Genomic DNA, 24,894 nt, shown 5'->3' on the forward strand with positions numbered 1-24,894 from the left:
TTACGTAGCCCTACTTTGAGGGCGCAGCAGGAGCAGATTATGCCGCACGTCACGGCCAACGGAATTGAGCTGTGTTACGAAACCCATGGCAATCCGGAGCATGAGACGATCTTGCTCGTCATGGGGCTGGGTGCGCAACTGGCGCACTGGCCGATTGAATTTGTCGAAGCGTTGGCGGACGAGGGCTACCACGTCGTGCGCTACGACAATCGCGATATCGGCCTCTCGCAAAAGATGGGCGATGCAAAGCCGCCCAAGCTCGTTTGGCAATTGCTGCGCAAGCGGATCGGCTGGCCGATGGATGTGCCCTACACCCTTCGCGACATGGCCGATGACGGGATTGCGCTGCTCGATGCTTTGGAGATCAATCGCGCGCATGTCGTGGGCGCCTCGATGGGCGGGATGATCGCGCAGCTGATGGCAATCCATCATTCGCCGCGCCTGCTCTCGCTTACCTCCGTGATGTCGACCACCGGCAATCCGCGCCTTCCTCAGGCGGAAAAGCGCGCGATCGAAGCGCTGACCGCTCCGCTGCCTTCGCTCGAGGAAGAGGCGGTGATCGAGCATGGCATCAACATCGCCCGCAATATCACCGGCCCCGGCTTCCCCGCCGATCCGGAAGCGCGGCGCAAGCGTGTGCAGATGCTCGTCCAGCGCAGCGTCTACCCGCCCGGCCTCCCGCGCCAGCTCGCCGCGATCATCGACGACGGCGATCGGCGCTCACGTCTCGCGCAGGTGACAACGCCGACGCTGGTTCTTCACGGAGAGGACGACCCGTTGGTGAAGCTCGAAGCAGGCAAGGACACCGCCAAGCATATTCCGGGCGCGAAGCTCGTCACCATTCCGGGCTGGGGGCACGATCTGCCGCTCGACCTGGTGGACCGCATGGTGGGCGAGATCACGACCCACACGCGCTCGGTCAGCGAAGCCGAATCGGTTCACGCCTGAACGATCAATCGCGCGAAATGGCCTGGGGCTGCTTATCGGCGGCCTCCAGCTTTTCGCGGTGCTTTTCTAGGGCGGGGTGCACCGCGCCCCACCAGATGCCGTTCCATGCGCCTGAGAACATCCAGGAATTGCGATCGGTGAGGTAAGGCACCTCGGGCACGCCCAATTGCGGGATCCACGAAGCGCACGAGATCACAAACCACGCGCCGCCAAGGATGGTGATGGTGCGCTCGTGCCGTTCACCAAAGCGGATCGCCGCGGTCAGGATCGGATCGAGCAAGGACACGTCATTAACCTCCCTTTTCGGTTCCCCATGGGCCCGCGCCAGCTGTCCACCGGACGCGATCACGCAACAAAGTTGCTGCGCCGGTGATGCAATGATTCACAGCTTGATTCGAATGATTCAATCACCAAATTTTTCTTCACAGATTCATTTTGGGTCTTGCGCGTCTCGCGACTCAAGCTTTGACCACGCGTCGCGGCGTTGCAGCATGACAATACACCGGTCCGATCGCGCGAATTAGGGTTAATCACCCGTTGACCCGATTCACCGGCTGATTCAGTATCTAGTGGTTCGGTTCGCGTTGAACCCCCAAATTATAGCGCTCACTCTCGAGCCCCAAACTTAACGGTAACGGGCGCGATCAGGGAAGGAGTCGCTGCAAAACAGGGTCGAGGCGGGGCGGAATGTTGATGTGTTGGCGGATAAGCCTGTGAGCCGGGAGGGGCAAAGCAGTGCAGAAGCTGTCGATGGATTGGTGCAGAACAGAATCGGAACATGCGCGCTTTTCGGGTAAGACGAAACGAACGCAAAAAACCGATTCGAATTGAACGCGACTGAGTTGACGCGAAACGGGGCAACGATGGAATTCAAGGCAAGTGACGAAGTGCTGAGCGATGCCGACACTGGGGAAACTCTCGGCACAGAGATGAAAGACGAAAAGGCCGTTACGATGGACAAGTCGGATGCAGGCAGCGAAGAGCTGATTGCCGCCAAGAGCGCGGAAGCGCTGGGCAATGCCGTGGCAGAAGCCGCGAAGGCCGCAGCCGTGCCTGACAGCAAGAAGGTGAATGATCGCCGTTTCGACGTGCAGATCGACGAGAGCCGCGATGCGAACCTTACCGAATTCGGCAAGGAAACGCTGACCGACCGCTATCTGCTGCCCGGTGAAAAGTACCAGGACCTGTTCGCCCGTGTGGCCGATGCCTACGCCGACGATCAGGAGCACGCGCAGCGGCTCTACGACTACATCTCGAACCTGTGGTTTATGCCCGCAACGCCGGTCCTTTCAAATGGCGGCACTTCGCGCGGCCTGCCGATCTCGTGCTATCTCAACTCGGTTTCCGACAGCCTCGACGGGATTGTCGGTACCTGGAACGAGAATGTCTGGCTCGCTTCCAAGGGCGGCGGCATCGGCACCTATTGGGGCAATGTGCGCGGTATTGGTGAGCCGGTCGGCCTAAACGGCAAGACTTCGGGCATCATCCCGTTCGTGCGCGTGATGGATTCGCTCACGCTTGCAATTTCGCAAGGCTCGCTGCGTCGCGGTTCGGCGGCGTGCTATCTCGACGTCAGCCACCCGGAGATCGAGGAATTCCTCGAAATCCGCAAACCGTCGGGCGACTTCAACCGCAAGGCGCTGAACCTGCACCACGGCGTGCTGCTGACCGACGAATTCATGGAAGCCGTGCGCGACGGGGCCGATTTCGACCTCAAGTCACCCAAGACCGGCGAAGTGCGCGGCACCGTCAATGCGCGTTCGCTGTTCCAGAAGCTGGTCGAATGCCGCCTTGCGACGGGTGAGCCTTACATTGTCTTCAACGACACCGTGAACCGCATGATGCCAAAGCATCATCGCGATCTGGGCCTCAAGGTTTCGACCTCGAACCTGTGTTCGGAAATCACGCTTCCGACAGGCATCGACCACCTTGGCAACGACCGCACCGCGGTTTGCTGCCTCAGCTCGCTCAACCTTGAAAAGTGGGACGAGTGGTCGACCGACAAGCAGTTCATCGAAGACGTCATGCGCTTCCTCGACAACGTTCTTCAGGACTATATCGACCGCGCACCAGACGAGATGGCCCGTGCGCGTTATTCCGCCGAGCGCGAGCGTTCGGTCGGACTTGGCGTGATGGGCTTCCACTCCTTCCTCCAGCAGAAGGGCCTCGGCTTCGAAAGCGCGATGGCCAAGGCGCTGAACCTCAAAATGTTCAAGCACATTCAGGCCAAGGCATCCGAAGCCTCGATGCTGCTCGCTCAGGAACGTGGGCCGTGCCCCGATGCGGCCGAAATGGGCGCGATGGAGCGTTTCAGCTGCAAAATGGCAATCGCGCCGACCGCGTCGATCAGCATCATCTGCGGTGGTACCAGCGCCTGCATCGAGCCGATCCCGGCCAACATCTACACCCACAAGACGCTGTCGGGTTCGTTCATCGTCAAGAACCCGTATCTTGAAAAGCTGCTCGACAAGAAGAGCAAGAACTCGACCAATGTCTGGAACTCGATCCTCGAGCGTGGCGGGTCGGTTCAGCATCTCGACTTCCTCACCGACGAGGAAAAGGCGAGCTTCAAGACCAGCTTCGAGATCGACCAGCGCTGGCTGCTCGAATTCGCAGCTGACCGTGCGCCCTATATCGACCAGGCTCAGTCGCTGAACCTGTTCATTCCGGCTGACGTCGACAAGTGGGATCTGATGATGCTGCACTTCCAGGCGTGGGAGAAGGGCATCAAGTCGCTCTACTACCTGCGCTCGAAGTCGGTGCAGCGCGCCGGTTTTGCCGGTGGGGTCGAAGCGGACAACACCGCCGACGCGGCCAAGTTCGAACTCGCTGCAGAGCAGACTGATTACGAGGAATGCTTGAGCTGCCAGTGATCGAAACCGGCAGTTTCATGACAAGACGCGGTCCAACCCTCGGTTGGGCCGCGTTTTGCGTTGTGGGCACGCTGGGCCTTTCTGCCTGTGCGCCCGAACCCGAGAACGAATTCGGTCGCAGCGCCGCTGGCCATGTCGTTATCGCGCACGAGGAGTTTTGCACTTTGCGCGTCGCGGGGTCGCCGAGCGATATGACCGTCCTCGCCGCGCGCGAAGGTGATTTCGTTCGCGTGAGTTTCGATGCCAGCCCAATTGCCCCGCCGGAAAACAGCGAACACTCTGGCTATTTCGGATTTCGCTTCAGTCTTTCCGATGGCCGAGACGAAGCGCTTGGCGAAGGCACGATCCGGTTTCTGGATGATGGCAACGGACCGGTCTTCATGTCCGCCGCCCCGGGCTGGGTCGCGCGCGAGCTTGCGCTGATCGAGGAGGTTCGCTTCGTCTGGGATGACGTGACAGTCAGCACAGTCACCGCTCCTGCCGGGCTTTCGGAGGAAGCTGCAATCCTTTCTGCCTGCATCGGCAGGCCCCTGGACAGTTTTGCCGCTTCGTCTCAATAGACCCACGGGGAACGAGCGTTTTACTTGGTTTTAAGTGTAATCCTCTATTCTGAGCGCCATGAAGACGAGGCAGACCAAGCGCAAGCAGAGCAATGTTCCGGGCCGCTATCTCGCTGGCAACGGGGAACCGCAGGACGTTGTCTTGCGCGATGTGTCGGTTGGCGGATGCCGCTTCGAGATGGGGCAGCGCGCCTTCACCCTCGGCTCTCCCTTGCAGATCGTGGTCGCTGGAACCGGTCCTCATCGCGCCATCGTCAAATGGATCGACAAGGACGAGGTCGGTCTGACCTTCGAGCGACCTTTATCGCAGGCGCAGGTCGACAGCTTCATGGGTAGCCATGTGCCGGACCCTTCCCAATCCAACGCCGGTGCCACTTTCACACCGATGCAGGACGCCAAGCCGCAGCGTTTCTGCTGAGACGCCTCTCGCGCACTCCTTCAAATTGTGGCAATCTTGCTCCCGCTTGAAGGGAGAAGAGCATGCCTCTGCAAATATGGGTCGGAATTGGGGGCACGCTGGTAGCGCTCGCATTTGTGGCCAACGGAATACGTCACATCCGCCGGGGTGAGGGACACCTCGCCAACGCCGGGCGGTTGCATATCGCGATGGCGACCTTGTTCATTCCGGTGCTCTGGCTGATCGTGATTTTCCAGGTGATGAGCGCATGATGCGGGTCATCGCCACAATCGCTCTTGCGCTGCTGCTATCGGCCTGCGCGAGCCAGATTGATGCGGGCGTCAGCTCGGACCCTGAAGCACCCGGCGTGTTCTGGGGCATCTGGCACGGCTTCATCTTCCCGTGGGCCTGGCTCGGCTCGCTCTTCTCACCCGACATCGCGGTCTACGCCGTGCCCAATTCGGGCGCGTGGTACGATTTCGGCTTCTTCCTCGGCATCACGGTGCTGGGCGGGGGAAGCGCCTTCGGATCGAAGAAGGCCAGGGGCTAGGCACGAAAAAGCCGCCCGTCGCCGTTCGCGGCAAGGGCGGCCTTTCAAATCCGTATCGCGAGAGGTTTAGCGCCGGCGCTCCTTCGTGCGGCGCTGAGCGACCGTGTCGTTGTCGTTCTCGCCATAGGGGAGGTTGCCCATGACCGATTGCGGCGCGCCGTCTTCGCGGTAGCGCGGCTCTGCGGGGCCCGAGCGTTCGGGCTCGAACGGGTGGTCCGACTTGGTGAGGGTGATGTTGCGGCTGTCTCCATCGGGGAAGGGGCCGGTCACGGGGCTGTTGTTAGCCATGGGGGGATCCTTTCATTTCTTACGGGTTCACCACAGCTATGAACGCCCCCGCCCCTTCGTTCCGAAAAACACCGCGATTTTCCCGGCGCTTGTATGCTATGCAAGTTAAGTTGATGCACCGCGCACAAGTCGCGCCTCGGAGCCACACGCCGCACTCCGTCCGACTCAGATTTTGCACGGTTTATCCCCGCCGAATCATCCCTGCTTGCCTTCGAAAACGCAGTTTGATTCCCTATATGAGTCGTTCACCTTAAACACAGGGATACACAAGATGTCGTTGCTCGAAGCCCGGAACACCTACAAGCCGTTCGAATACCCCTGGGCGTATGAGTTCTGGAAACGTCAGCAGCAGATCCACTGGATGCCCGAGGAAGTGCCTCTGGGCGAAGATTGCCGCGACTGGGCGCAGAACCTGACCGAGCATGAGCGCAACCTGCTCACCCAGATCTTCCGCTTCTTCACGCAGGCCGATGTCGAGGTGCAGGATTGCTACCACGACAAATATGGCCGCGTGTTCAAGCCGACCGAGATCAAGATGATGCTTGCCGCCTTCTCCAATATGGAGACGGTGCACATCGCGGCATACAGCCACCTGCTCGACACGATCGGCATGCCCGAGAGCGAATATTCCGCCTTCCTCGATTATGAGGAGATGGCCGACAAGCACAATTACATGCACCAGTTCAGCGTCGACACCGACGAGGACATCGCCCGCACGCTCGCCATGTTCGGCGGCTTTACCGAGGGGCTGCAGCTGTTTGCATCCTTCGCGATGCTGATGAACTTCCCGCGCTTCAACAAGATGAAGGGCATGGGCCAGATCGTCAGCTGGTCGGTGCGCGATGAAACGTTGCACTGCGAAGGCATCATCAAGATGTTCCACACCTTCTGCGAAGAGCGCGACTGCCTGACCAAGGCGGTGAAGGAAGACATCATCGACATCTGTCAGAAGACCGTCCGCCTCGAAGACGCGTTTATCGACCTCGCCTTTGAAATGGGCCCGGTCGAAGGGATGACGGCCAAGGACATCAAGAAATATATCCGCTACATCGCTGACTGGCGACTGGGCCAGTTGAACCTTCAGCCGATCTACATGATCGATGAACACCCGCTGCCATGGCTCAGCCCGCTGCTGAACGGTGTCGAGCACGCCAACTTCTTCGAAGCCCGCGCAACCGAATATTCAAAAGGCGCGACCAAGGGCAACTGGAACGACGTGTGGTCAAGCTTCGACAACCGCCAGAAAGCCAAGGCCGTCAACGAAGACGCCGAGGGCGAGGACGGCCCGGATATGTTCGAAGCGGCGGAGTAACGACTAGTCAGAATCTGAGATCGCCGTCGGGCTGACTGTTTCCGGCTCTGAACGTTCTTGCTTAACTTTCGGAGCCGGCTTCACCCAAGCTCGCAGGTTCTGGCCAGCGCGCTCCCAAAAGTCAGGGACCGCATCTTCAAGCTCTTTGATGAAGGTCTGCCGCTGACCGAAGCGGTGGCCTAGATCGACAACGCTCACGACTTCAAAGCCGAGAAGCGTCATATCTCCCTTCTCTGCAAATAGGTCATCACCGTTTGAGCGAGCGTCGCTCAGTGAAATCTGGGTCCATGGTGACGTGCCGGGCCATTGTGCCCTGATGTGGATGCCATCCTCATCCTCGTGCGGGAGTTGCCGTAATAACCAGTTTAGTCGCGCGGAGTTGCGTTTCTTGTCGCCCGGCGCGTTTACATACATCCAGACTGACACCGTCCTGCGCGTGAAGTCGGCACAGACCTTCACGGTATCGGCAGCATCGGGGACTTCCAACTCGACGCTCAGCTTCTGAGCGCTGCGCAACTCTTCAAAATCCTGATCGATACGAACCGATGGGTCCGCCCTTTGCGCTCGCGTCAACTTTTGTGTGACACCCGCATCGATCTGACGAGAGAAAATGAGGCTCAAATCTTGGCATTCCTGATGCCAAGCTTGGACCACTTCCTTGCCCGGTTTTATGAGTATCGAGCCGCCAGTCTGCACGGTGTCGGTGACATCACCCCAAACAGGCGGCATTTGGGTGAAACTCTCTACACCAGCGCTTGGGTGCGAGATAAAACGTTTGAACTCGTTCAGGATGTACTCCTGATCCCCGTCATCAATTCCCTCATTTAGTAGCAGATACGCTTCGGTAAGAACCCTCATCCAAGATAAATGAAAGAGCTCAACATGCTTAGGCTTAGATACGGATAGTGGATGATGATGAGGGGCAAGCGAAAACTGATTGGATAACGTTATCACAGCATCCAACTTGTTCGCTTTTGCGATCTTCAGATACCGGGCCAACTGTTCGGCCTGAATGTCGCTCTTTCGCACCTTGGCTTCGACAAGTGCCGTCCATTTGGCCCGGCCGGTATCGACAATGAGAAGCCCGTCGGGTCGGTCGTGCCCATCATCATCAAGATGTGCAAATCGAACTTCGGTCCATGCGTGAAGCTTAGCCAAAGGACCAATTTTCCGGCCCATTTGCTCAAGTAAACGTTCCGCAAATGGCCGCACCGAGATAAGTGTCGCTAGGAAGATCGAAAGCGTCCGCCCTTCTATGGAGCGTTCCGCCAATATCGGAAACAAACGCGCGCGCTCACCACTTTCGACACAAGTTGGTAGCTCACTCATTTCGTATACTCCCCCCTGGATTTCGGAAGAGTTCCATTATTCTTGTTGGATTTTCAATAGTAAAGATACCGCGCTTCAGCACGGTCAAGCTCAAACCCCACCCAACAACACCCGCGAATACCACACATGCGCCGCCAACATCGCGCGCCAGCCGGATTGGTCGATCCCTCCGACCCACGACCCGAAATAGAGGCGCGTCCCGCCTTCCCTCGGCTCCACGCAGAACCAGCTCGCCGTGTTCGTGTCCTTGCTCTCCAGCAGCACCTGCGCGTTTTCTCGCCCCACCGCTCCGCTGCTTGAGCGCGCTTCCCGCCGCTCCACCAGCCTCCAGGCGCCGAACCTGTCCGTCTCGCCTTTGGCCAGTGCGCGGATGTCGGCGCTTGATGCGGGGGTGCGCAGGGCTTTGAGGATCAGGCGTTCGGGCAGGAAGGCCGTGCTGGAGTAGAACCGCTCGATAAATTGCGCGAGCGTCACTTCGCCCGCTACGTCGCGCCAGAAACAGTCACGATAATCCTCAGGTCCGCCGAACTGGGCGAGCAGGCTGCCTTCGGGCACGTCGCAGGCGGTCACTGTGCTCATGCGTTTCTTTTAGCCTCTGACGCCGGCTTTCGCATCCGCTCATCTGGCCGTCGCGCCAGCACTACGCCAGCCGGGAACAGCGCAAAACCGATCTGGCCCAGCAAGCCCCACACTCCCGGTGGCTCAAACAAACCGGCAAGCCAACCGCGCGGGGTCTCGCCAAAGACGCCCACCGCAAGGGCAAGCTCGGCCATCATCAACAGCGCAAAGGCAAGCGCGCCCATCGCCAGCGCCGCTCGCACGCTCACAATCGCGAAGCGCGCCGTCAGCCACCATGCGGCGATCATGCAGGCGGCGATGATGATCGGCATCTCGATCAGGACAGCCATCTCCTCTCCCACGCGCGGCGCGAGCCACAAGGTGCGCACGGTGCCGAGCATGAAGCCGATGGCAAAGACCACCGCCCAATAAGCCGTGCCCGCCGCAATCGCGCGGTTCGGCGCGGTGCGGGGGGCGGGCTGGGATCGCAGGTCGGGCATGGGGCAAACCTACACCGCGATGGCAGGGACGCGAATTGATGCAGGTCAATTACCGCGCTGCGGCGCGCGCCTAGAGCTTGCTCACACACCAGATGGGAGAACCACCAATATGTCGCAGCACACGCCCAACGAGCTGACCGAAATCTTCAAGCGCGACCGCGAAATCCTGACCCGGCTGAAAGGCGAGGATGCGCATTACGCGCGGCTCGCGGATGAATATCACGAGGTGAACCGCGAGGTGCACCGGATCGAGGCGGAAACCGAGGCGGCCAGCGACGAGCGCACCGAAGGCCTCAAGAAACAGCGGCTCAAGCTGCTCGACGAGATCACCGCCATCGTATCGCGCGAACGGACGGCGGCTTCGTAAAGGGGGGCGCTCGCGGCGTTTTCCTACAGGCGGGGCGCGGTGGTATTGCGGGCGCATGATCTGTGCCTGCCTGCCGCCCTGCCAACCCTGCGCTGCGACGCAAGAGAGCGCCGCGCCAAAGGTGACGCTGTGTCCCTCGCAAAGTGACGTTTTGAGCGCGCAGGGTGACACTTTGGCGGCCAGAGTGACACTTTGGGCCTCGACAGTGACACTTTGGGGTTTTTGGCCCTGGACCGTGTAACATGCGGTCCACTTCTCGAACCGGGAGGGCTTTGCGAAGCCTCTTCGGCTTGCACCGAATCGGGCGGCGTGTATGACTAAGGTAATACACCTTGGGAGACACTATCCATGATCACCGCCCTTGCCCTGCTTATAGCGCAAAGCGCTGCGCCTGCGCCCGCTCCCATCCCGCCGCTCGACACCGCGCGCGAGACCATCGCTGCGCAGGACGGCGCGCTGTTCTGGGCGGCGTTCGAGGGATGCGACGGGGAGAAAGTGCGCCGCTATGTCACCGATGACTTCCGCATGATCCATGATCTGGGCGGTCTGGTGGTCGAAGGCGGAGACGCGTTTGCGGGCCAGATCGCCCAAAGCTGCAACGACCGCGAGGAAGGCGGGCCGCAAGAGGGCTACCTCAACCGCCGCCTGCTCGTCCCAGGCACGCGGCAGGTAACGCCGCTGGGCGATTGGGGCGTGCTTGAGCGGGGCTGGCACACCTTCCATGAACGCCGGATGCGGCCAGCGGGAACCTACGATGCGAACGATCCGGGCGGGCCAACCTGGGTGCAGGTGGGCGGGGCGCGCTACATCCATGTGTGGCGCTGGATGAGCGAGGAAGGCCGCTTCCGCCTCGCCGAAAGCATCAGCGTCGATCACGGCGCGGCGCCCGCATACCCGCCTCAGCCTTCGACAAGCGGAGGCTAGCGGCGTGGGGGCTCTCGGAACCGAGCGCCGCATTGCTGCGTTGCTTGGGGGCACACATTGGAGAACACCTCAGGAGACCCCCCATGCGCACCCTCTTCACCGAAATCCCCTTCGGCTTTGCCGCTGCCGCCGGCGCAGCCCTTACCCTCGCGGCCTGCACCGCCGAAAGCGAGAGCGCCAATGCGGGCGGCGATGACCTGCCTGAAACCCCGATTGCCGAAGAGCCCGAAGCGATCAGTGATGGCGAGATCGTCGAAGCGGTCCCCGGCGTGGAAGGCGCGGATGCCGAGGGCGACACCGGCAACACAGCTGACCTTGGCGACGAGGAAAACGCCGAATATGGCGAGCCCGGCACCGAGCCTCCGAGCGAGTAAGCCCGCGCTCTTGGCCCGCGTGTGTTCAACGAAAATGGAACACATGCGGGCCCTTGCGCATAGGTCAGTCAAACATGAACACGAACACACAGATGAACTCAAGGACCTGATCCATGCGTAACACCTTCAAGCCCATCATGACCCTGATGACCGCCGCCTGCGCCACCAGCTTCACGCTGGCCGCCTGCACGACCGAGCCGGACGAAGTCGCCGAAGCCCCGATCGAGGAAAGCACCGTGGTTGACGCGACCGCTCCGGGTGTGGGCGTCGCCAATCCCGATGGCGGCGCGGAGCAAGTGACAGCCGTACCGGGCGAAGACGTTTATGGCGAACCCGACATGACCGAACCCGAAGCCCCCTCGGGCGCAGAGCCGACCAACGACATCGAACCGGGCTAAGCACCGCTCGATAGATACCGAGCATACGCTCAAGCAAGAAGCCGCGCCTTCGTCCCGAAACGAAGGCGCGGCTCTGCTGTTAGAGCGGCCTTGCGGCCGCTCAGCTGGTGGCGATCACTTGTACCACTGGCCCGAGCCGACGACCTTGCCAGTGCCGTCGGGCATGAAGGTGTAATAGGCCGTGTGAAGCGCCGCGTGATCCTTCACCTCGCCTTCCATGCCTTCGAAGTGGCCATAGCAGCGCATCTCGTTACCTGCCTCGTTGGCGATCGCGCAGCCATAGAGGACCGCGCCCGACTGGCCGTTCGTGTCTTCGAGTGTGCAGGTGAAATGGCGGTCGAACATGTTGCCATCGGGCATGTCCATGCCTGCGCACTTGGCGGTCACTGCACTGGTGTTGTCGCCAGCGGAGAAGGTCAGAGTCTCGGTCCAGGATGCTGCGAAGACCTCGCCGCCCACGCCTCCTACGAGCATGGTGTCGGAGATCGTGCCTTCCATTTCGAAATGGATGACAGGCGGCATTTCGCTCGCATCCTCATGCGCCTCGGCAAGTGCGCCGGTGGCGATGGTGAGCGCGGCGAGCGCTGCGAAACTGCGTGCAAGTGTCTTCATTGTATTCCCCCTAATCAACGTGACGCCAACCGTGCTGCCACGACAGGCAAAAGCGCGACCACTTTGATCGGGACAGGGTGACGACAACGTTTCGGCAGGCCATCCGCTCAGATGCGGCATGCCAGCGATCCCCTATTGCCCGGCGACACGCAGATGCGTTCGTCCCATCGCCGACGACCCAGGGCCGCGAGACTACGCCCGGCCGTCCGCAATGTAAATCGCGCCCCTCGCGGCACCCTTTGACGCACATCAAAGACCCTTGCCCAAACCCTCTTTAAGCTCTGCCCTGTAAGCCGCACGAGGAGAGATGAATGTCCGCACACACGCCGCACGAGTTGCACGAGGAGTTCCCGCATGACGCGGCGATGCTCACCCGGCTCAAGCTCACCGACAATCACTTCTGCAACCTTGCCGGGCGCTATCACGCGCTCAATCGCTCGATCCACCGCATCGAGGTGGAGATCGAATGCTCGTCCGACGCCTATCTCACGCGGCTTAAGAAACAGCGGCTGATGCTGCTCGACGAGATCGCGGCCCTGATCGAGGATGCCGAGAGCAAACTGGTCGAGACACAAGCGACGCCGACGCCTGCGGCGGCTCGTCTGTTCGGCCGCAATGGAGACCCCATCACGGCCTGAATGCAACGCGCTGGGATCCGGCGCTGCGGGAGAGGGCAGCGCCGCGCGATGCAATGTATGAGAGTGGCGTCAGAGGCGAGGCGTCACTCTCGCCTGTTGTTGAAGACGCTATTCGTCGCCCCACGCGGGCGGCGGGGCTTCCACTTCGCTTGTGAGGTCGAATTCGACCCGGAAGAAGCGCGGCTCCAGTGCGCCGCCTTCGACAGTGCGCTCAAGTTGATAGGCGAAGCGAGCGTCTTCAGCGCCAGCAGGATCGACCTCGACAGTCCATACGTTCGTGACCGATGCACCGAGCCCTTCGCGCTCGAACAAGGCAATGCTTTCATCGTCCACGGGGAAGTCCTGTGAGCCGGCCGATCCCTCGTCAGCGGTGTCGCCGCCATACATAGTGACCGCGTCAGGCTCACCGTCTGCGTGGCGGTGATCGTGCTTGAGCCGCAATCCGACAGCGCCTTCATCGCCCGTCCGAGTGATAAGCCAGGTGCGCGAGCGGTCCCATTCGCCGTCAAGCTCGACATGGAAGGGGACAGCTAGGCGATCTTCGCTGCACTCGCTCACATGCATCACCATTGCGGCGTCCTTGAAGGCTTCATCGGCGGCATCCTCGCTCACGAGGCGCCCTTCGAAGGCCTTGCCGCAATGGCTGGCGAGCGCGTCGAAAAATGCGTCTTGCGGCGAAGGGGCTTCCGGCTGCTCGGGCTCGGCGCATGCGCACAGCAGAGCAAGTGATATGGCGGGGGCGAAGCGGATCGTGCTGGCTGTCATATCAGCGGAGTAGCGGGCTGCGGGCCAGATGTCTCGACCTTTGCGCGACTTGCGCCGCCGCTTCGATGCGCTAGGCAAGGGATGTGGGGCGCACGGGCCAGTGGGGGAAATGGCGATGACGACACAAGCAAGCGATCTGCCGGGGCGCGCGACCAGCCTTGAGGAATACGGCGCGATGATGGGCCGCGCGATGTCTGGCGAGCGTCCCAACCATAAGCCATACGAGCCTCAGGACGGCGATGTATTCATCACCAGCTGGGCGAAAAGCGGCACCACGATGACGCAGCAGATGTTCCACCAGCTGCGGACGGGCGCGGCGGGCGGCGACATGGATTTCGACGATATCAGCCGCGTCGTGCCGTGGGACGACACCGCCTACATGCTCGACTTCGACATGACGGCGCCGCAGGTCGCCTCGCCAAGAGGCTTCAAGTCGCACCGCGAATATGAGCGCCTGCCTGCCGGAATGCGCTACGTCGTAACGCTGCGCGACCCGAAGGAGACCTTCGTCTCGTTCTACCGTTTCCTCAATGGTTGGCACTTGGAACGCGACGCTGTGCGGATGGAGGACTTCCTGCCCTTCTGGCAAGGCGGTGGGCCGGGGGGCTGCGACTATGCCACGCATCTCAATAGCTGGTATGCGCGCCTGCACGAGCCCGATAGCCTGGTGATGACCTATCGCTGGACGGTGAAGAACCGGGCACAGGCAATCCGCCAGATGGCGCAGCTGTGCGATATCGAATTGACGCCTGAAATCGAGGCTCTGGTGCTCGATCGCACGACCCGCGAATTCATGAGCGAGCACGAGCACGTGTTCGACGATGCGATGGTGTGCGCGGTGCTCGAAGAGCGCTGCGGCGTCGAAGCGGCGAGCGATTCGACCAAGGTGCAAAAGAGCGGCAGCACGCTCGACGCGCTGCCAGCCAGCATCTCGGATGCAATCGACGCGATGTGGGCCGAGCGGATCGCCCCGGTCACGGGCCACGCCGACTTCGCCTCGCTAGCGAACGAAGTCAATGCGGCGCAGGGCAGCAGCTAGCGCCCTACGCGCACCAGTCCTGCGGCACGCTGCCCCATCCGCTTTCGCTGGCAAGGCCGCCCGAGATCATCGTCTGTGCAAGATATTCGCGCGAGCCATCGGGCAGGACCCGGCGCGCTGAGCGAAGCTCGCGGCCATATTGATCGCGCGGCGGGCTCACATCGCCGTTCCATTCGAAAGTGCCTTGCTCGAGCCAATCGAGAAGGCGGTCGCGTGCGGTGAGCGCAAGCTGGCTCTCGCTGGCGCACGCGCCGTCGAGTTCGGGCGCATCGAAGCCGGTAAGGCGAATGCGGCGTCGCTCGGCGCCGAAACCAATGACGACCGTGTCGCCATCGACCACACAGCCCGGCGCGCTCTCGCCTGCGCCGCAGATCACGAAACGCTCGTCCACCTTGACCCATCCGCGCTCGTGAAGAAGCGGCCTGAAGGCGAACCACCAGACTGCCATCACGATCAGCGCGAGCAGCGGCACGCGCCAGAGGAGCCACCAGTCGAGCAATCTTCCGCGCGAAGCGGAGCGCCTTTTCGGGCGGCGGAAACGTGTGCGAGCCATGAATGGATAGCTAGCAGGGAGCAACACCGCGCTCCACCGCCAGCGCATAGTGGTCACAAACGACAAAGGGCCACCCGGATCTCTCCGGGCGGCCCTTCGTCAGTGTCGCGGCTTTTGTGTGCCTCATCGGCACGCCACTTCGACCACTTATGCGTCGGCGAGATTCTCGGTCTCTTCGAGCGAGCCGTAGGAGCCGTCGGGACGTTCGATCGTCACGCAGGTGCCTTCGTCGACATAGGTCCAGGCGTTGCCCTGGTAGTCGATCACGCTGGTGCCTGCGCAGCTGGTGCCGGGCCCTGCGGCGCAGTCATTCTGGCCTGCGGGCGAGATGCCGAAGCACTTTTCCTTTGCGCCATCATCTGCGGCCGCGACTTCAGTGACTTCGCCTTCAGCGGCTGCTTCGGTCGGCGCTTCTGCTCCGCCCGAACACGCAGCGGCAAGGCCTGCTGCGGCAGCTATGGCGATCGATCCGGTAAAACGAGTGTTCATGGTTGTTCCTCCAGTCCTGTTAATCCCAAGCGGCACCAAGGTTCAGCGCCGTTCCCAACCGATTCGAAGAGAAACAGGGTTTGGTTACAGTGCCAAGTGCAAAATGCGCAAAACAGCGGTGAGCGGTGCCCCTGCTTCCCTAGGCCGCATGAAGCCGCTAAGCGGCCCGGGACGTACATTCGCGCGATGAAGGCCAACTTGCCCCATGACTGCTGATACCCCGCTGCAAGACCAGGCAAAGGGCCTGTCCAAGGCCGAAGTGCTGATCGAGGCGCTGCCTTACTTTCAGCGCTATGCCGGACGCACCTTCGTGGTGAAGTATGGCGGTCATGCCATGGGCGAGCCCAAGGCCGCGCGCGACTTTGCAGAGGACATCGTGCTGCTGAAGGCGGTCGGCATCAATCCGGTGGTCGTCCATGGCGGCGGACCTCAGATTGGCGAGATGTTGGCGCGCCTCGGTGTTGAAAGCACCTTCATCGATGGCCTGCGTGTCACCGACGAAGCCACCGCCAAGGTTGCAGAAATGGTTCTGTCGGGCGCGATCAACAAGGAACTGGTCGGTTGGCTCAGCAATGCCGGTGGCAAGGCGTTGGGGCTGTCGGGCAAGGATGGCGGGCTGGTCACCGCGCGCAAGGTGTCGCGCACCGCGCGCGATCCCGAAAGCCTGATCGAGAAGGCGGTGGACCTGGGTTTCGTGGGAGAACCTGCTCACGTCGATACCTCGGTGATCGACACCGCGGTCGCTGCGGGAATGATCCCGGTCATCGCTCCGATAGCAGGCGGCGAAGATGGGGCGACCTACAACATCAACGCCGACACGATGGCTGGTGCAATCGCTGCGGCGCTCGGCGCTGCGCGGCTGTTCCTGCTGACCGATGTGGCAGGGGTGCTGGATGTCGAGGGACAGCTAATCTCGGATCTTACGCCTGCCGATATCGCCAAGCTCAAGGATGAAGGCGTCATCAAGGGCGGCATGGTTCCCAAGCTGGAGACCTGCGTTTCGGCGGTGGAATCGGGCTGCGAGGCTGCGGTCGTTCTCGACGGGCGCGTGCCGCACGCGATGCTGCTCGAATTCTTCACTGCACGCGGCGCGGGCACACTGGTCAAGGCGGACCAATAAGGCCAATCGACGAGCGACACTGGAAATGGGCGTGTTAGTCGGCTAACACGCTAAACAAGGCACTTAAAGCAAAGGTACGGCACGAAAAGCATGCAAGGACTATTCGCACTTTACGAGATCATCGAGCTGCTGGTGCAGGTCTTCGTGATGCTCATCATCGTCCAGTTCGTGATCGGGCTGCTCTTCGCGTTCAATGTGGTGAACCAGGGCAACGATTTCCTGCGGCAGGTCTACGAATCGATCAATCGCCTGCTCGATCCCGTGCTTCGCCCGATCCGCAACATCATGCCCCAGACCGGCGCGCTCGACCTGTCGCCGCTGGTCGTGATTGTCGGGGCTCAGATCGTGCTGATTGTTCTGCGTTCGATTATCGCCAGCACCGTATGACCGCGACCCGTATTGACGGCAAAGCCTTCGCCGCGCGCCTGCGCGAGCGTGTAGGCGAACGCGCTCTCGAATTCGCCGAGGCCGCAGGGCGCAAGCCAGGCCTCGCGGTGGTGCTGGTTGGCGACGATCCGGCGAGCCAGGTCTATGTCGGCTCAAAGGGCAAGGCGACCGTTGCCGCCAACATGCTGAGCTTTGAATATCGGCTTCCTGCCGATGCCAGCGAAGAGCAGCTCATGAAGCTGGTGGACGATCTGAACAATGATGACCGCGTCGACGGCATCCTCGTCCAGCTACCGCTACCCGATCACCTCGACGAGCAATCGATCATCGCCGAGATCAGTCCGGACAAGGACGTCGACGGCTTCCATGTGATCAACGCCGGACGCCTGAGCGTCGGGCAATCCGGCTTCGTGCCGTGCACGCCGCTTGGCTGCATGATGCTGCTGACGGACCGGCTCGGCGATCTGTCGGGTCTCGAGGCGGTCGTGATCGGTCGCTCCAACATTGTCGGCAAGCCGATGGCGCAGCTGCTGCTCGACGCCAACGCCACCGTCACCATCGCGCATAGCCGTACGAAGGATCTCGCCAGCGTCGTTAAGCGCGCGGACATCGTCGTTGCGGCAGTCGGTCGTCCGCAGATGATAACCAAGGACTGGCTGAAAGATGGCGCGACCGTGATCGACGTGGGCATCAACCGCCTGCCGCCCGAACCGGGCAAGGAAAAGGGCAAGCTGGTCGGCGATGTCGCTTACGACGAAGCGTCTGAAGTCGCCTCGGCCATCACGCCGGTTCCCGGAGGCGTGGGGCCGATGACGATTGCCGTGCTTCTGAGAAACACCGCGGTCGCCGCTTATCGCAATGCAGGCCTCGAGGTGCCGGAGGGACTATGAAGAAGACCACTGCCGCGATCACGCTCGTCACGCTTGGCGCCATGCTTGCAGCCTGCGGGAGCCCTCGCCCTCGTGGTCCTTCCAACGCGATCATCGCTCGCGCGTTGACGGGCGCTCCGGGTGAAGCGCAGCCGAGCACACTTGTCTCGACCGAAATCGCCTATGCGCGCGCTGCGCAGGAGCAGGGACAATTTACCGCAGGCTCTGAATTCGCGGCGGCCGGTGCAATCTTCCATACCCGCAATGGCGGTGTGCCCTTCGCCACCCTTGTTCCTGCGCTGGAAGATCCCGCGACCGCGACCGAATGGGGACCGCGCACCGTGCTCATGAGCTGCGATGGCTCAGTCGCGCTGACGCAGGGGCGCTTCAAGGACCCTGATGGCTTCGTTGGCAATTACGTCACAGCATGGTCGCGGCAGAGCGATCTCACCTACAAGTGGACCTATGACGTGGCTGGTCGCGACAATCCGCAACCGCCGCCTCGCACGGAGTTCGAGGACGGCGACATCGTCGTGACCGCCATCGATTCCGTTCAGGGCCTCGTCGCGACATGTCCGAGCGAGCGTATCGTCCTGCCACCTGCTCCCGAAGATTCGCCGGTCGCTTTGGGCGGCGAGAACGTCAAAACCTCTCGAGATGGCACCTTGCGCTGGCGCTGGGAGCATCGCGGCGCGAACGACAAATATGTCGTCGCCGAGTATTTCTACAACGGCGCGTGGGTGACCGCGATCGAGGAATCCTTCGAATCCTCCTCTTGATCTTCGGTGCGAAGGGTGTTCAGGGCGGGCTTTGACGCGATTTTGCACGAGCCGCCATGCTGCCTGAACTCTTCATCTCTGCCTTCATCACCCTGTTCGTCGTGATCGACCCGCCGGGTTGCGCACCGATCTATGCCGGGCTGACCAAAAACGCGACCAACGCACAGGCGCGTAACATGGCCCTGCGCGCGACAGGGATCGCAGCGATTATCTTGCTGATCTTCGCCTTTTTCGGCGAGGACCTGCTCGGCGCGCTTCATATTGAGCTGGACAGTTTCCGCATTGCCGGCGGATTGATGCTGTTCTTCATCGCTTTCGAAATGGTGTTCGAGAAGCGCACCCAGCGCCGCGAGGAACGCGCCGACAAGGTCAGCGCAAGCGAGGTGGAGGACGTCTCGGTCTTTCCGATGGCGATGCCAATGCTGGCAGGGCCGGGCGCAATCGCTGCGATCATGCTGCTGATGAACGAAGCCGAGACGCCGACCGAAACGATCGAAGTGTTCGCTGCATTGGGCCTGGTGCTGATCATTACTGCAGTGTCACTAGTCGCAGCCGGGCCGTTGATCCGCCTGCTCGGCGACAAGGTCGAGGCCGTCATCACGCGCCTGCTTGGCGTGCTGCTCTCGGCTCTCGCTGCGCAATATGTGATCGATGGTTTGAGGGGCAGCTTCGCGAGCTGACACCTCTGTCGCGGTTGCGTCAATAATTCACCCAGGACGGAAGCGGCATGGCTCCAACCTGCACAACCAGAAAATCGTTTGCAATCCTAATGTTACTCGCTTCTGACAGGGCTCGCCTCGCCGACTAGATCAAAGCGCTGGTGATCCCCCATGCAGAACCGAGCGCTACGCCAATTGTCCCGAAGGCGCCGAGCGCGCGCATGCCTGCAAACGCCCTGCGAGCACCTGTGAGGTCTTCGCCATGCGACCCTGCCATCGAGCTGAAGCCGAGCGCATGGAACGCCCGCGCCACCGCGAAGGCGATGCACAGGACAAGCACATAGGTCGTCTGCCCGACCAGCATCTCGAACAGCGCGATCACGACCAGGAACAGGCCGGAGTTCTCCGCCAAGTTGCCGTGTCGCCGCACTTTGCGCTCAAGATCGCGGTCATCGCCGATGCCGATGAACTGGCCCTTGGTTCGATGCATGCCGACACTCAGCATCAGTGCGACTTGCAAGACGATCACGAATGCGCCGAGCGCGGCAGTGTAGAGGGGCAGGTTCATGTGGGCGGCTCCTGTTGGGGGATGGGAGTGTCGGCAAAGCCAATCAGCGCGAGCGAGGCACGGCCTGCGTCAAGCACGCGCGAAGGCTCGGTTGCGACGCGGGCAGAGGCGAACGCGCCGTGGAGTAGCTGCGTCAATGTTCGCCCCAGGGAGCTGGAGACGCCCTTGGTTGCCCGCGCCGCTATCGCGTCAGCGGCGATGATGGTGAAATGCTCTTCGACGATATCGAAGACTGCCTGCGCCTCGGCGCGGATCTCGGGCATGTCGCGCCCTAGCTCCAGAGCGAGACCGACGATGGGGCAGCCATACACGTCGCCCGTTTCCTGATGCAACGCGACGTGAATCGCGTAGATTTGCCCATAGATTGCCGCGAGCCTGTCCTCGGGCTGGGAATAATGATCAAAGGTTGCCGAGAAGATCGTTTCGATGGTGGTGGCGCCGTTATGCTGCACAACTGCGAGCGCCAGATCGCGCTTGTCGGCGAAGTAGCGATAGACAGTTGCCTTGTTGACCTCCGCCGCCTCCGCGACGAGGTCGACGGACACGCCATGAAAGCTGTGCTGCCAGAACAGGCGTGCCGCCGTCGCCACTATGTGGGCGCGCGTGCGTTCGCCTTTGGTGAGGTTGGCACCGATGTTCATAAGTAACCGTTTAGTTACTTCTGGGCCTGGCTCAAAGCGCTCTCATGCGACGATTTGTCGCAGTGGATCGCTATTGCAGCGTTGTGATCTCTTCCGACCCGTCGCTGCGACCGTAAAACTGCATCAGCTGCATCAGCAATTCGCAGCGGTCCGTCAGGCTGTTCGCTTCCAGCAGCGCCTGTTTGGAAGCAGGATCGAAAGGCGCGATCTGCGAGACGCCGTTGATCAGCGACTGGTCGTCAAGCTTCTCGACCGAGTCCCAATCAACGCTATAGCCCTGCGCGTCGGCAAATTCGCGCGCTTCGCGTTCGAACCCGCCGCGCTGAGCGTGGCTGAGCACTTCGTCCTCGTCATCCTCGATGAGCTCACCTTCGACCTGCCTGAAGGCGGTGGCGACGTCGAGCTCACGCAGCAGGCGGAAGCGCGACATGCCTTCTAGGATGAGGTTGTAGCGCCCGTCATCCATCGCCTCAATCTCGCCGATCCGGCCCACGCATCCAACGGTATAGAGCGGCGATCCTTCGACCGGGCGTTGGGGTTGGATCATCGCGATCCGGCGGTCGCGCACGAGAGCATCGCCGACAAGTGCACGGTAACGCGGCTCAAAGATGTGCAGCGGCAATTGCAGGCCCGGAAACAGTATCGCACCGGGCAGAGGAAAGATCGAAAGGCGCAAAGGTTTAGCCAACACGCTTATCCGAACAGGATTTTCGACAGACGGCGACGGGTGGCGACGACCCATTCGTCTTCCAGTCCGGTGGCCTCGAAAATCTGCAGCAGCTTGGCGCGCGCAGCGCCGTCGTTCCATTCGCGGTCGGCCTCGATCATGGCGAGCAGCGTGTCCGCCGCCTCGTCGCGCTGACCGCCCGCGAAGGCTGCTTCGGCATAGGCCATCTGCGCTTCCATATTGTCCGGCGAGGCCTTGGCAGTATCGCGCAGGCTTGCGAGTTCGCCGTCATCGACCTGCGTACCAGCAAGTTCCAGCGCGCTCTTCGCAGCCGCGATCGACGGATCGCTGGCAAGCTTTGGATCAGCCTCGATCGCGGTCATGACCTGCTTGGCTTCCTCGACCTGACCCAGCGCGACGAGCGAGCGGACGAGGCCGGCATGAGCGGGCGCGTTATCACTTGCGAACTCAGTGACCTGGGCAAAGATGCTGGCGGCGCGCTGTGCATCACCTTCTCCAAGTGCATCCTCGCCCATCTTGACGAACTGTTCCAGCTCCTCAGCCGAAGGCCCCTGCGGTGCACCATCCGCACCGCCAGCGCCGGCTTCGATTGGAAGCTGCGCGAGAAGCTGATCGAGCGCCTGCTTCAGCTGCGACTCGGTCCGCGCGCTGGTAAGGTCGGCAACCGGCTGACCCTGAAACAGAGCGTAGACGGTCGGGATCGACTGGACTTGGAACTGGCTGGCGACAAATTTGTCTTCATCGACGTTGATCTTGGCTAGCACGACACCCTTGTCGGCGTATTCGGCAGCGACCTTCTCGATCACCGGGGCAAGCGCCTTGCACGGTCCGCACCATTCGGCCCAGAAGTCGACGATCACCAGCTTCGTCTTTGAAGGCTCGACGACCTCGTTGCGAAAGCGTTCGACTGCCTTTTGCTCTTCGATATTGAGACCCATGCTCGCCAAGGGAATGCTCCTGAATTCGTGATTGGTGAATAACCGGCCCTTATGTGGGGCGTTTTGCGGCCTTGTGAACCTTGCAATGTGCGCTGGCTAGGTGGCGTTGGCGCAATATTGCAGATTCGATGCAATTTTCCGCTTGCAGGCTCCGATAGGCGCTGCTAATCGCGCCGCCTCCCCGACAGAGAAGTGGCGAATTCGTCTCTCTGTGTGGCGTCAGTGAGCGGGCGTAGCTCAGGGGTAGAGCACAACCTTGCCAAGGTTGGGGTCGGGCGTTCGAATCGCCTCGCCCGCTCCATTTTCTTTCAGCCAAGTTCGATCGGTCGCGATCGGCGCAGTTCATGCGTCCGACAGATTGCGTGGCCTCTTTACCGTGTATCGCGCCGGAGGTCGGCCAATTTCGGCGGTTTGTCGGCTTGTGCCGCATTTCTCCTTGATCTTGAGACTGGCCCCGCTAGGGCGTGATACGTTGTTACATTGTAACGTTATCTCATTCATCAAAGACAAGAAGACTGGATCGCCGTGAAACCGATTACCTCTCGAATCGCCGTCGCCACCGCGCTCTCCTTTGCCGTTGTCGCTGCACCGGCTTGGGCGAATGAAGCGGACGAGACACCCGAAGCGAACCAAAGCGCGCAGCAGGATACTGGCGAGACCTCGTCCGCTCGGCGCGCGGAGGCACAGGACGACGTGCATTATCGCGGCAACATCATCGTGGCGGCCGAAGGCCTGCAGGAGCTCGACTTCATCGCCGGGCAGGACGTCCTCGAAGTCGAACAGATCCAGCGCAACTTCAACGGTCAGATCGGCGAAGTGCTCGCCAAGGTACCCGGCGTTTCCGCAACCAGCTTTGCCCCCGGCGCATCGCGTCCGATCCTGCGCGGCCTCGATGGTGAACGCGTGCGCGTCCTCATCGACGGCCTCGGCACCGCTGACGTTGGCAACACCTCTGCCGATCACGCAACCACAATCGACCCGCTGACGGTCGAGCGCATTGAGGTCCTTCGCGGCCCGGCAGCGCTCCTTTACGGAAGCCAGGCGATCGGCGGCGTCGTTAACGTCATCGACCGCCGTATGCCGACGGTCGTTCCCGACCACACCATCCACCTCGATGCGCTCACCGCCTTCGACACCGCGAGCAACCTTCGCAGTGGCGGTGCGTCGATCGACGTTGGCCTCAATGACATGTTCGTCCTCCACCTCGACGGCTCGTTCCGCGAGACCGACAATCTCGAGATCCCCGGCTTCCAGCTGACCGACGATCTGCGCGCCGACCTGCTCGCCGATGCAGCTGAAGAGGAAGCGGAAGGCGAGTTCGAGGAAGCCGACGAGCTCCGCGAAGCTGCCAACCAGCAGGACTTCCTCCCCAACAGCCAGACCGAAGCCTACACCTTCAACGGTGGCTTTGGGGTGATCCTTGGCGAGTCCACCTTTGGCGCTGCGGTCGGCTACTACGACACGACCTACGGCCTCATCGGCAACCCTGAAGGCGGCCATCACCACGGCGAGGAAGGCGAAGAGGAAGAGGGCGAGGATGAAGGCGAAGAGACCGTCTCAATCGGCCTTGAACAGTGGCGCTTCGACTTCAGCGGCGACGTCGCGCTTGGCGAAGGCTTTATCGAGCGCCTCAAGATCCGCGCCGGCTATTCCGACTACACCCACACCGAGTTCGAAGGCACCGAAGTCGGCACCGTGTTCGACACCGAGACATTCGAAGCGCGCGCCGAGCTGATCCAGTCGACCGGCGGCGTGATCGGCGTCCAGTTCCTCAACCGCGACTTCTCTGCGGTAGGCGAGGAAGCCTTTGTCGCTCCGAATGAGACCGACCAGTTCTCGATCTTCACCGCACAGGAGTTCGACCTTGGCGGCGTTCAGCTTGAAGCGGCTGGCCGCTACGAGATGGTCGACGTCCAATCCGCTCCGCTCGGCCTTGAGCGCGACTTCGACCTGTTCTCTGGCGCCCTGTCGGCCATCGTCGAAAGCGAAGGCGGCGTGCGCGCTGGCCTTACCCTTTCGCGGTCCGAGCGCGCGCCGGCTGGCGAAGAGCTCTTCGCCGATGGCCCGCACATCGCGACCCAGACTTTCGAGATCGGCAACCCCGACCTCGACGTAGAGAGCGCGTGGGGCATCGAGACCTTCGTGCGCGGCGATGTCGGCGACATCTCGTTCGGAGGCTCAATCTACTACCAGCAGTTCGACGACTTCATCTTCCTTTCGCCCACCGGTGAGGAAGAGGACGAGCTTCCGGTCTTCGTCTTCCTTCAGGAAGACGCACGCTTCTTCGGTTTCGAAGCCGACATCGCGATGCCGATCATCGAGCGTGACGATTTCACGATCTCGACCGACCTTCGTGCATCCTATGTCGACGCCGAGCTTTCGAACAATGGCGGCAACGTCCCGCGCATCCCGCCGCTCAGTCTGCTTGCTGCGGTCACTGGCGAAACCGGCCCGTTCGAAGCGCGCGCCGAGGTGCAGCACTTCGGTGAGCAGAACGACACCGCCGAGTTCGAGACCGAGACCGACGACTTCACCTTCGTCAATTTCTACCTCTCATGGCGCCCGATCGAGACGAACCAGAACGTCGTCGTCCAGTTGGCTGGTGAGAACCTGTTCGACGTCACCGGTCGCCGCCACACAAGCTTCACCAAGGACTTTGTGCCGCTCCCGGGACGCAACATCCGCGCAAGCGTACGTCTCAGCTTCTAATCAGGCGTAGCGGCACACAGCCGTGTAGGAAAACGCTAATGCGAGCGGGCCGCCGGGATGAC

Annotated in this window: 32 protein-coding genes and 1 tRNA gene; 20 read left to right on the forward strand and 13 right to left on the reverse strand. The window is 61.5% G+C overall.

The window, feature by feature from the left end:
- The first annotated feature begins 39 nt into the window (after positions 1-39).
- Positions 40-948, forward strand: coding sequence for an alpha/beta fold hydrolase (locus NAP1_RS14200; protein ID WP_007166019.1), 909 nt, complete (start codon positions 40-42; stop codon positions 946-948).
- A gap of 4 nt (positions 949-952) precedes the next feature.
- Here NAP1_RS14200 and NAP1_RS14205 read toward each other — a convergent pair whose 3' ends face one another.
- On the reverse strand, positions 953-1,228 hold the full coding sequence (locus NAP1_RS14205; RefSeq protein WP_007166020.1) for a hypothetical protein: 276 nt from the start codon (positions 1,226-1,228) through the stop codon (positions 953-955).
- A gap of 583 nt (positions 1,229-1,811) precedes the next feature.
- Between NAP1_RS14205 and NAP1_RS14210 the strand changes: the two genes are divergently transcribed.
- The 5 genes from NAP1_RS14210 to NAP1_RS14230 all read left to right on the forward strand — a co-directional run bounded on the left by NAP1_RS14210 (position 1,812) and on the right by NAP1_RS14230 (position 5,328).
- The gene (locus tag NAP1_RS14210) at positions 1,812-3,821 is read left to right on the forward strand and encodes a ribonucleoside-diphosphate reductase subunit alpha (protein ID WP_007166021.1); all 2,010 of its coding nucleotides are present in this window, start codon (positions 1,812-1,814) and stop codon (positions 3,819-3,821) included.
- On the forward strand, positions 3,803-4,381 hold the full coding sequence (locus NAP1_RS14215) for a hypothetical protein (protein ID WP_156777286.1): 579 nt from the start codon (positions 3,803-3,805) through the stop codon (positions 4,379-4,381). The genes NAP1_RS14210 and NAP1_RS14215 overlap by 19 nt, the downstream gene beginning before the upstream one ends.
- A gap of 58 nt (positions 4,382-4,439) precedes the next feature.
- Positions 4,440-4,799 carry a PilZ domain-containing protein gene (locus tag NAP1_RS14220; protein ID WP_007166023.1) on the forward strand — a complete coding sequence of 120 codons (360 nt, stop codon included), beginning with the start codon at positions 4,440-4,442 and terminating at the stop codon, positions 4,797-4,799.
- Between the two features lie 62 nt (positions 4,800-4,861).
- Entirely contained in the window at positions 4,862-5,050 is a 189-nt protein-coding gene (locus NAP1_RS14225) for a hypothetical protein (RefSeq protein WP_007166024.1), read from the forward strand.
- Positions 5,047-5,328: a hypothetical protein gene (locus NAP1_RS14230; protein ID WP_007166025.1), complete on the forward strand. Its 282-nt coding sequence runs from the start codon at positions 5,047-5,049 to the stop codon at positions 5,326-5,328. Before NAP1_RS14225 ends, NAP1_RS14230 begins: the two co-directional genes overlap by 4 nt.
- 66 nt (positions 5,329-5,394) lie before the next feature.
- On the opposite strand, the gene NAP1_RS14235 is transcribed toward NAP1_RS14230, so the two are convergent.
- A complete protein-coding gene (locus tag NAP1_RS14235; RefSeq protein WP_007166026.1) occupies positions 5,395-5,616 on the reverse strand; it encodes a hypothetical protein in 222 nt (73 codons plus the stop codon).
- Between the two features lie 271 nt (positions 5,617-5,887).
- Between NAP1_RS14235 and NAP1_RS14240 the strand changes: the two genes are divergently transcribed.
- On the forward strand, positions 5,888-6,928 hold the full coding sequence (locus NAP1_RS14240) for a ribonucleotide-diphosphate reductase subunit beta (RefSeq protein WP_007166027.1): 1,041 nt from the start codon (positions 5,888-5,890) through the stop codon (positions 6,926-6,928).
- Between the two features lie 3 nt (positions 6,929-6,931).
- On the opposite strand, the gene NAP1_RS14245 is transcribed toward NAP1_RS14240, so the two are convergent.
- The 3 genes from NAP1_RS14245 to NAP1_RS16100 all read right to left on the reverse strand — a co-directional run bounded on the left by NAP1_RS14245 (position 6,932) and on the right by NAP1_RS16100 (position 9,315).
- Entirely contained in the window at positions 6,932-8,257 is a 1,326-nt protein-coding gene (locus tag NAP1_RS14245) for a hypothetical protein (protein WP_007166028.1), read from the reverse strand.
- 90 nt (positions 8,258-8,347) lie between these two features.
- Entirely contained in the window at positions 8,348-8,836 is a 489-nt protein-coding gene (locus NAP1_RS14250) for a hypothetical protein (RefSeq protein ID WP_007166029.1), read from the reverse strand.
- Positions 8,833-9,315, reverse strand: coding sequence for a hypothetical protein (locus NAP1_RS16100; protein ID WP_007166030.1), 483 nt, complete (start codon positions 9,313-9,315; stop codon positions 8,833-8,835). Before NAP1_RS16100 ends, NAP1_RS14250 begins: the two co-directional genes overlap by 4 nt.
- A 109-nt stretch (positions 9,316-9,424) precedes the next feature.
- On the opposite strand from NAP1_RS16100, the gene NAP1_RS14260 reads away from it, so the two are divergent.
- From NAP1_RS14260 to NAP1_RS14275, 4 genes are all read left to right on the forward strand, one after another.
- The gene (locus NAP1_RS14260; RefSeq protein ID WP_007166031.1) at positions 9,425-9,682 is read left to right on the forward strand and encodes a YdcH family protein; all 258 of its coding nucleotides are present in this window, start codon (positions 9,425-9,427) and stop codon (positions 9,680-9,682) included.
- Positions 9,683-10,030: 348 nt separating this feature from the next.
- On the forward strand, positions 10,031-10,606 hold the full coding sequence (locus NAP1_RS14265; protein WP_007166032.1) for a DUF4440 domain-containing protein: 576 nt from the start codon (positions 10,031-10,033) through the stop codon (positions 10,604-10,606).
- Between the two features lie 83 nt (positions 10,607-10,689).
- The gene (locus NAP1_RS14270; protein ID WP_007166033.1) at positions 10,690-10,980 is read left to right on the forward strand and encodes a hypothetical protein; all 291 of its coding nucleotides are present in this window, start codon (positions 10,690-10,692) and stop codon (positions 10,978-10,980) included.
- Between the two features lie 113 nt (positions 10,981-11,093).
- Positions 11,094-11,378 carry a hypothetical protein gene (locus tag NAP1_RS14275; protein WP_040464498.1) on the forward strand — a complete coding sequence of 95 codons (285 nt, stop codon included), beginning with the start codon at positions 11,094-11,096 and terminating at the stop codon, positions 11,376-11,378.
- 114 nt (positions 11,379-11,492) lie between these two features.
- Here NAP1_RS14275 and NAP1_RS14280 read toward each other — a convergent pair whose 3' ends face one another.
- Positions 11,493-11,990: a hypothetical protein gene (locus NAP1_RS14280; RefSeq protein ID WP_007166036.1), complete on the reverse strand. Its 498-nt coding sequence runs from the start codon at positions 11,988-11,990 to the stop codon at positions 11,493-11,495.
- A gap of 311 nt (positions 11,991-12,301) precedes the next feature.
- Here NAP1_RS14280 and NAP1_RS14285 point away from each other — a divergent pair, with 311 nt between their 5' ends.
- Positions 12,302-12,628: a YdcH family protein gene (locus tag NAP1_RS14285; protein ID WP_007166037.1), complete on the forward strand. Its 327-nt coding sequence runs from the start codon at positions 12,302-12,304 to the stop codon at positions 12,626-12,628.
- Positions 12,629-12,736: 108 nt separating this feature from the next.
- On the opposite strand, the gene NAP1_RS14290 is transcribed toward NAP1_RS14285, so the two are convergent.
- Complete coding sequence (locus NAP1_RS14290; protein ID WP_007166038.1) at positions 12,737-13,393, reverse strand: hypothetical protein; 657 nt, start codon at positions 13,391-13,393, stop codon at positions 12,737-12,739.
- 115 nt (positions 13,394-13,508) lie between these two features.
- On the opposite strand from NAP1_RS14290, the gene NAP1_RS14295 reads away from it, so the two are divergent.
- Positions 13,509-14,432, forward strand: a complete 924-nt coding sequence (locus tag NAP1_RS14295) for a sulfotransferase domain-containing protein (protein WP_040465096.1) — start codon at positions 13,509-13,511, stop codon at positions 14,430-14,432.
- A 4-nt stretch (positions 14,433-14,436) separates the two neighbouring features.
- Here NAP1_RS14295 and NAP1_RS14300 read toward each other — a convergent pair whose 3' ends face one another.
- Entirely contained in the window at positions 14,437-14,985 is a 549-nt protein-coding gene (locus NAP1_RS14300) for a thermonuclease family protein (protein WP_007166040.1), read from the reverse strand.
- Between the two features lie 147 nt (positions 14,986-15,132).
- Positions 15,133-15,474: a DUF2282 domain-containing protein gene (locus NAP1_RS14305; RefSeq protein ID WP_007166041.1), complete on the reverse strand. Its 342-nt coding sequence runs from the start codon at positions 15,472-15,474 to the stop codon at positions 15,133-15,135.
- A gap of 205 nt (positions 15,475-15,679) precedes the next feature.
- Here NAP1_RS14305 and argB point away from each other — a divergent pair, with 205 nt between their 5' ends.
- The 5 genes from argB (at position 15,680) to NAP1_RS14330 (ending at position 19,309) form a co-directional block, all read left to right on the forward strand.
- The gene (argB, locus tag NAP1_RS14310; protein ID WP_007166042.1) at positions 15,680-16,594 is read left to right on the forward strand and encodes an acetylglutamate kinase; all 915 of its coding nucleotides are present in this window, start codon (positions 15,680-15,682) and stop codon (positions 16,592-16,594) included.
- Positions 16,595-16,684: 90 nt separating this feature from the next.
- Positions 16,685-16,981: a YggT family protein gene (locus NAP1_RS14315; protein WP_007166043.1), complete on the forward strand. Its 297-nt coding sequence runs from the start codon at positions 16,685-16,687 to the stop codon at positions 16,979-16,981.
- The gene (gene folD, locus NAP1_RS14320) at positions 16,978-17,871 is read left to right on the forward strand and encodes a bifunctional methylenetetrahydrofolate dehydrogenase/methenyltetrahydrofolate cyclohydrolase FolD (protein ID WP_007166044.1); all 894 of its coding nucleotides are present in this window, start codon (positions 16,978-16,980) and stop codon (positions 17,869-17,871) included. The genes NAP1_RS14315 and folD overlap by 4 nt, the downstream gene beginning before the upstream one ends.
- Complete coding sequence (locus NAP1_RS14325) at positions 17,868-18,629, forward strand: hypothetical protein (RefSeq protein WP_007166045.1); 762 nt, start codon at positions 17,868-17,870, stop codon at positions 18,627-18,629. Before folD ends, NAP1_RS14325 begins: the two co-directional genes overlap by 4 nt.
- Positions 18,630-18,688: 59 nt before the next feature.
- On the forward strand, positions 18,689-19,309 hold the full coding sequence (locus tag NAP1_RS14330) for a MarC family protein (RefSeq protein WP_040465100.1): 621 nt from the start codon (positions 18,689-18,691) through the stop codon (positions 19,307-19,309).
- A 124-nt stretch (positions 19,310-19,433) separates the two neighbouring features.
- Here the strand turns inward: NAP1_RS14330 and NAP1_RS14335 are convergent, their stop codons facing one another.
- The 4 genes from NAP1_RS14335 to trxA form a co-directional block, all read right to left on the reverse strand.
- Positions 19,434-19,856, reverse strand: coding sequence for an MAPEG family protein (locus NAP1_RS14335; RefSeq protein ID WP_007166047.1), 423 nt, complete (start codon positions 19,854-19,856; stop codon positions 19,434-19,436).
- Positions 19,853-20,497, reverse strand: a complete 645-nt coding sequence (locus tag NAP1_RS16105; protein ID WP_007166048.1) for a TetR/AcrR family transcriptional regulator — start codon at positions 20,495-20,497, stop codon at positions 19,853-19,855. Before NAP1_RS16105 ends, NAP1_RS14335 begins: the two co-directional genes overlap by 4 nt.
- Before the next feature lie 70 nt (positions 20,498-20,567).
- Positions 20,568-21,173, reverse strand: coding sequence for an LON peptidase substrate-binding domain-containing protein (locus tag NAP1_RS14345; protein WP_007166049.1), 606 nt, complete (start codon positions 21,171-21,173; stop codon positions 20,568-20,570).
- Between the two features lie 17 nt (positions 21,174-21,190).
- Positions 21,191-22,123: a thioredoxin gene (gene trxA / locus NAP1_RS14350; protein ID WP_007166050.1), complete on the reverse strand. Its 933-nt coding sequence runs from the start codon at positions 22,121-22,123 to the stop codon at positions 21,191-21,193.
- 226 nt (positions 22,124-22,349) lie between these two features.
- Between trxA and NAP1_RS14355 the strand changes: the two genes are divergently transcribed.
- Positions 22,350-22,424: transfer RNA gene (locus tag NAP1_RS14355), tRNA-Gly, on the forward strand.
- Positions 22,425-22,648: 224 nt separating this feature from the next.
- Positions 22,649-24,832: a TonB-dependent receptor gene (locus tag NAP1_RS14360; protein WP_007166051.1), complete on the forward strand. Its 2,184-nt coding sequence runs from the start codon at positions 22,649-22,651 to the stop codon at positions 24,830-24,832.
- The last annotated feature ends 62 nt before the right edge of the window (positions 24,833-24,894 follow it).

This window comes from Erythrobacter sp. NAP1 (genome assembly GCF_000152865.1).
Taxonomy (GTDB): Bacteria; Pseudomonadota; Alphaproteobacteria; order Sphingomonadales; family Sphingomonadaceae; genus Erythrobacter.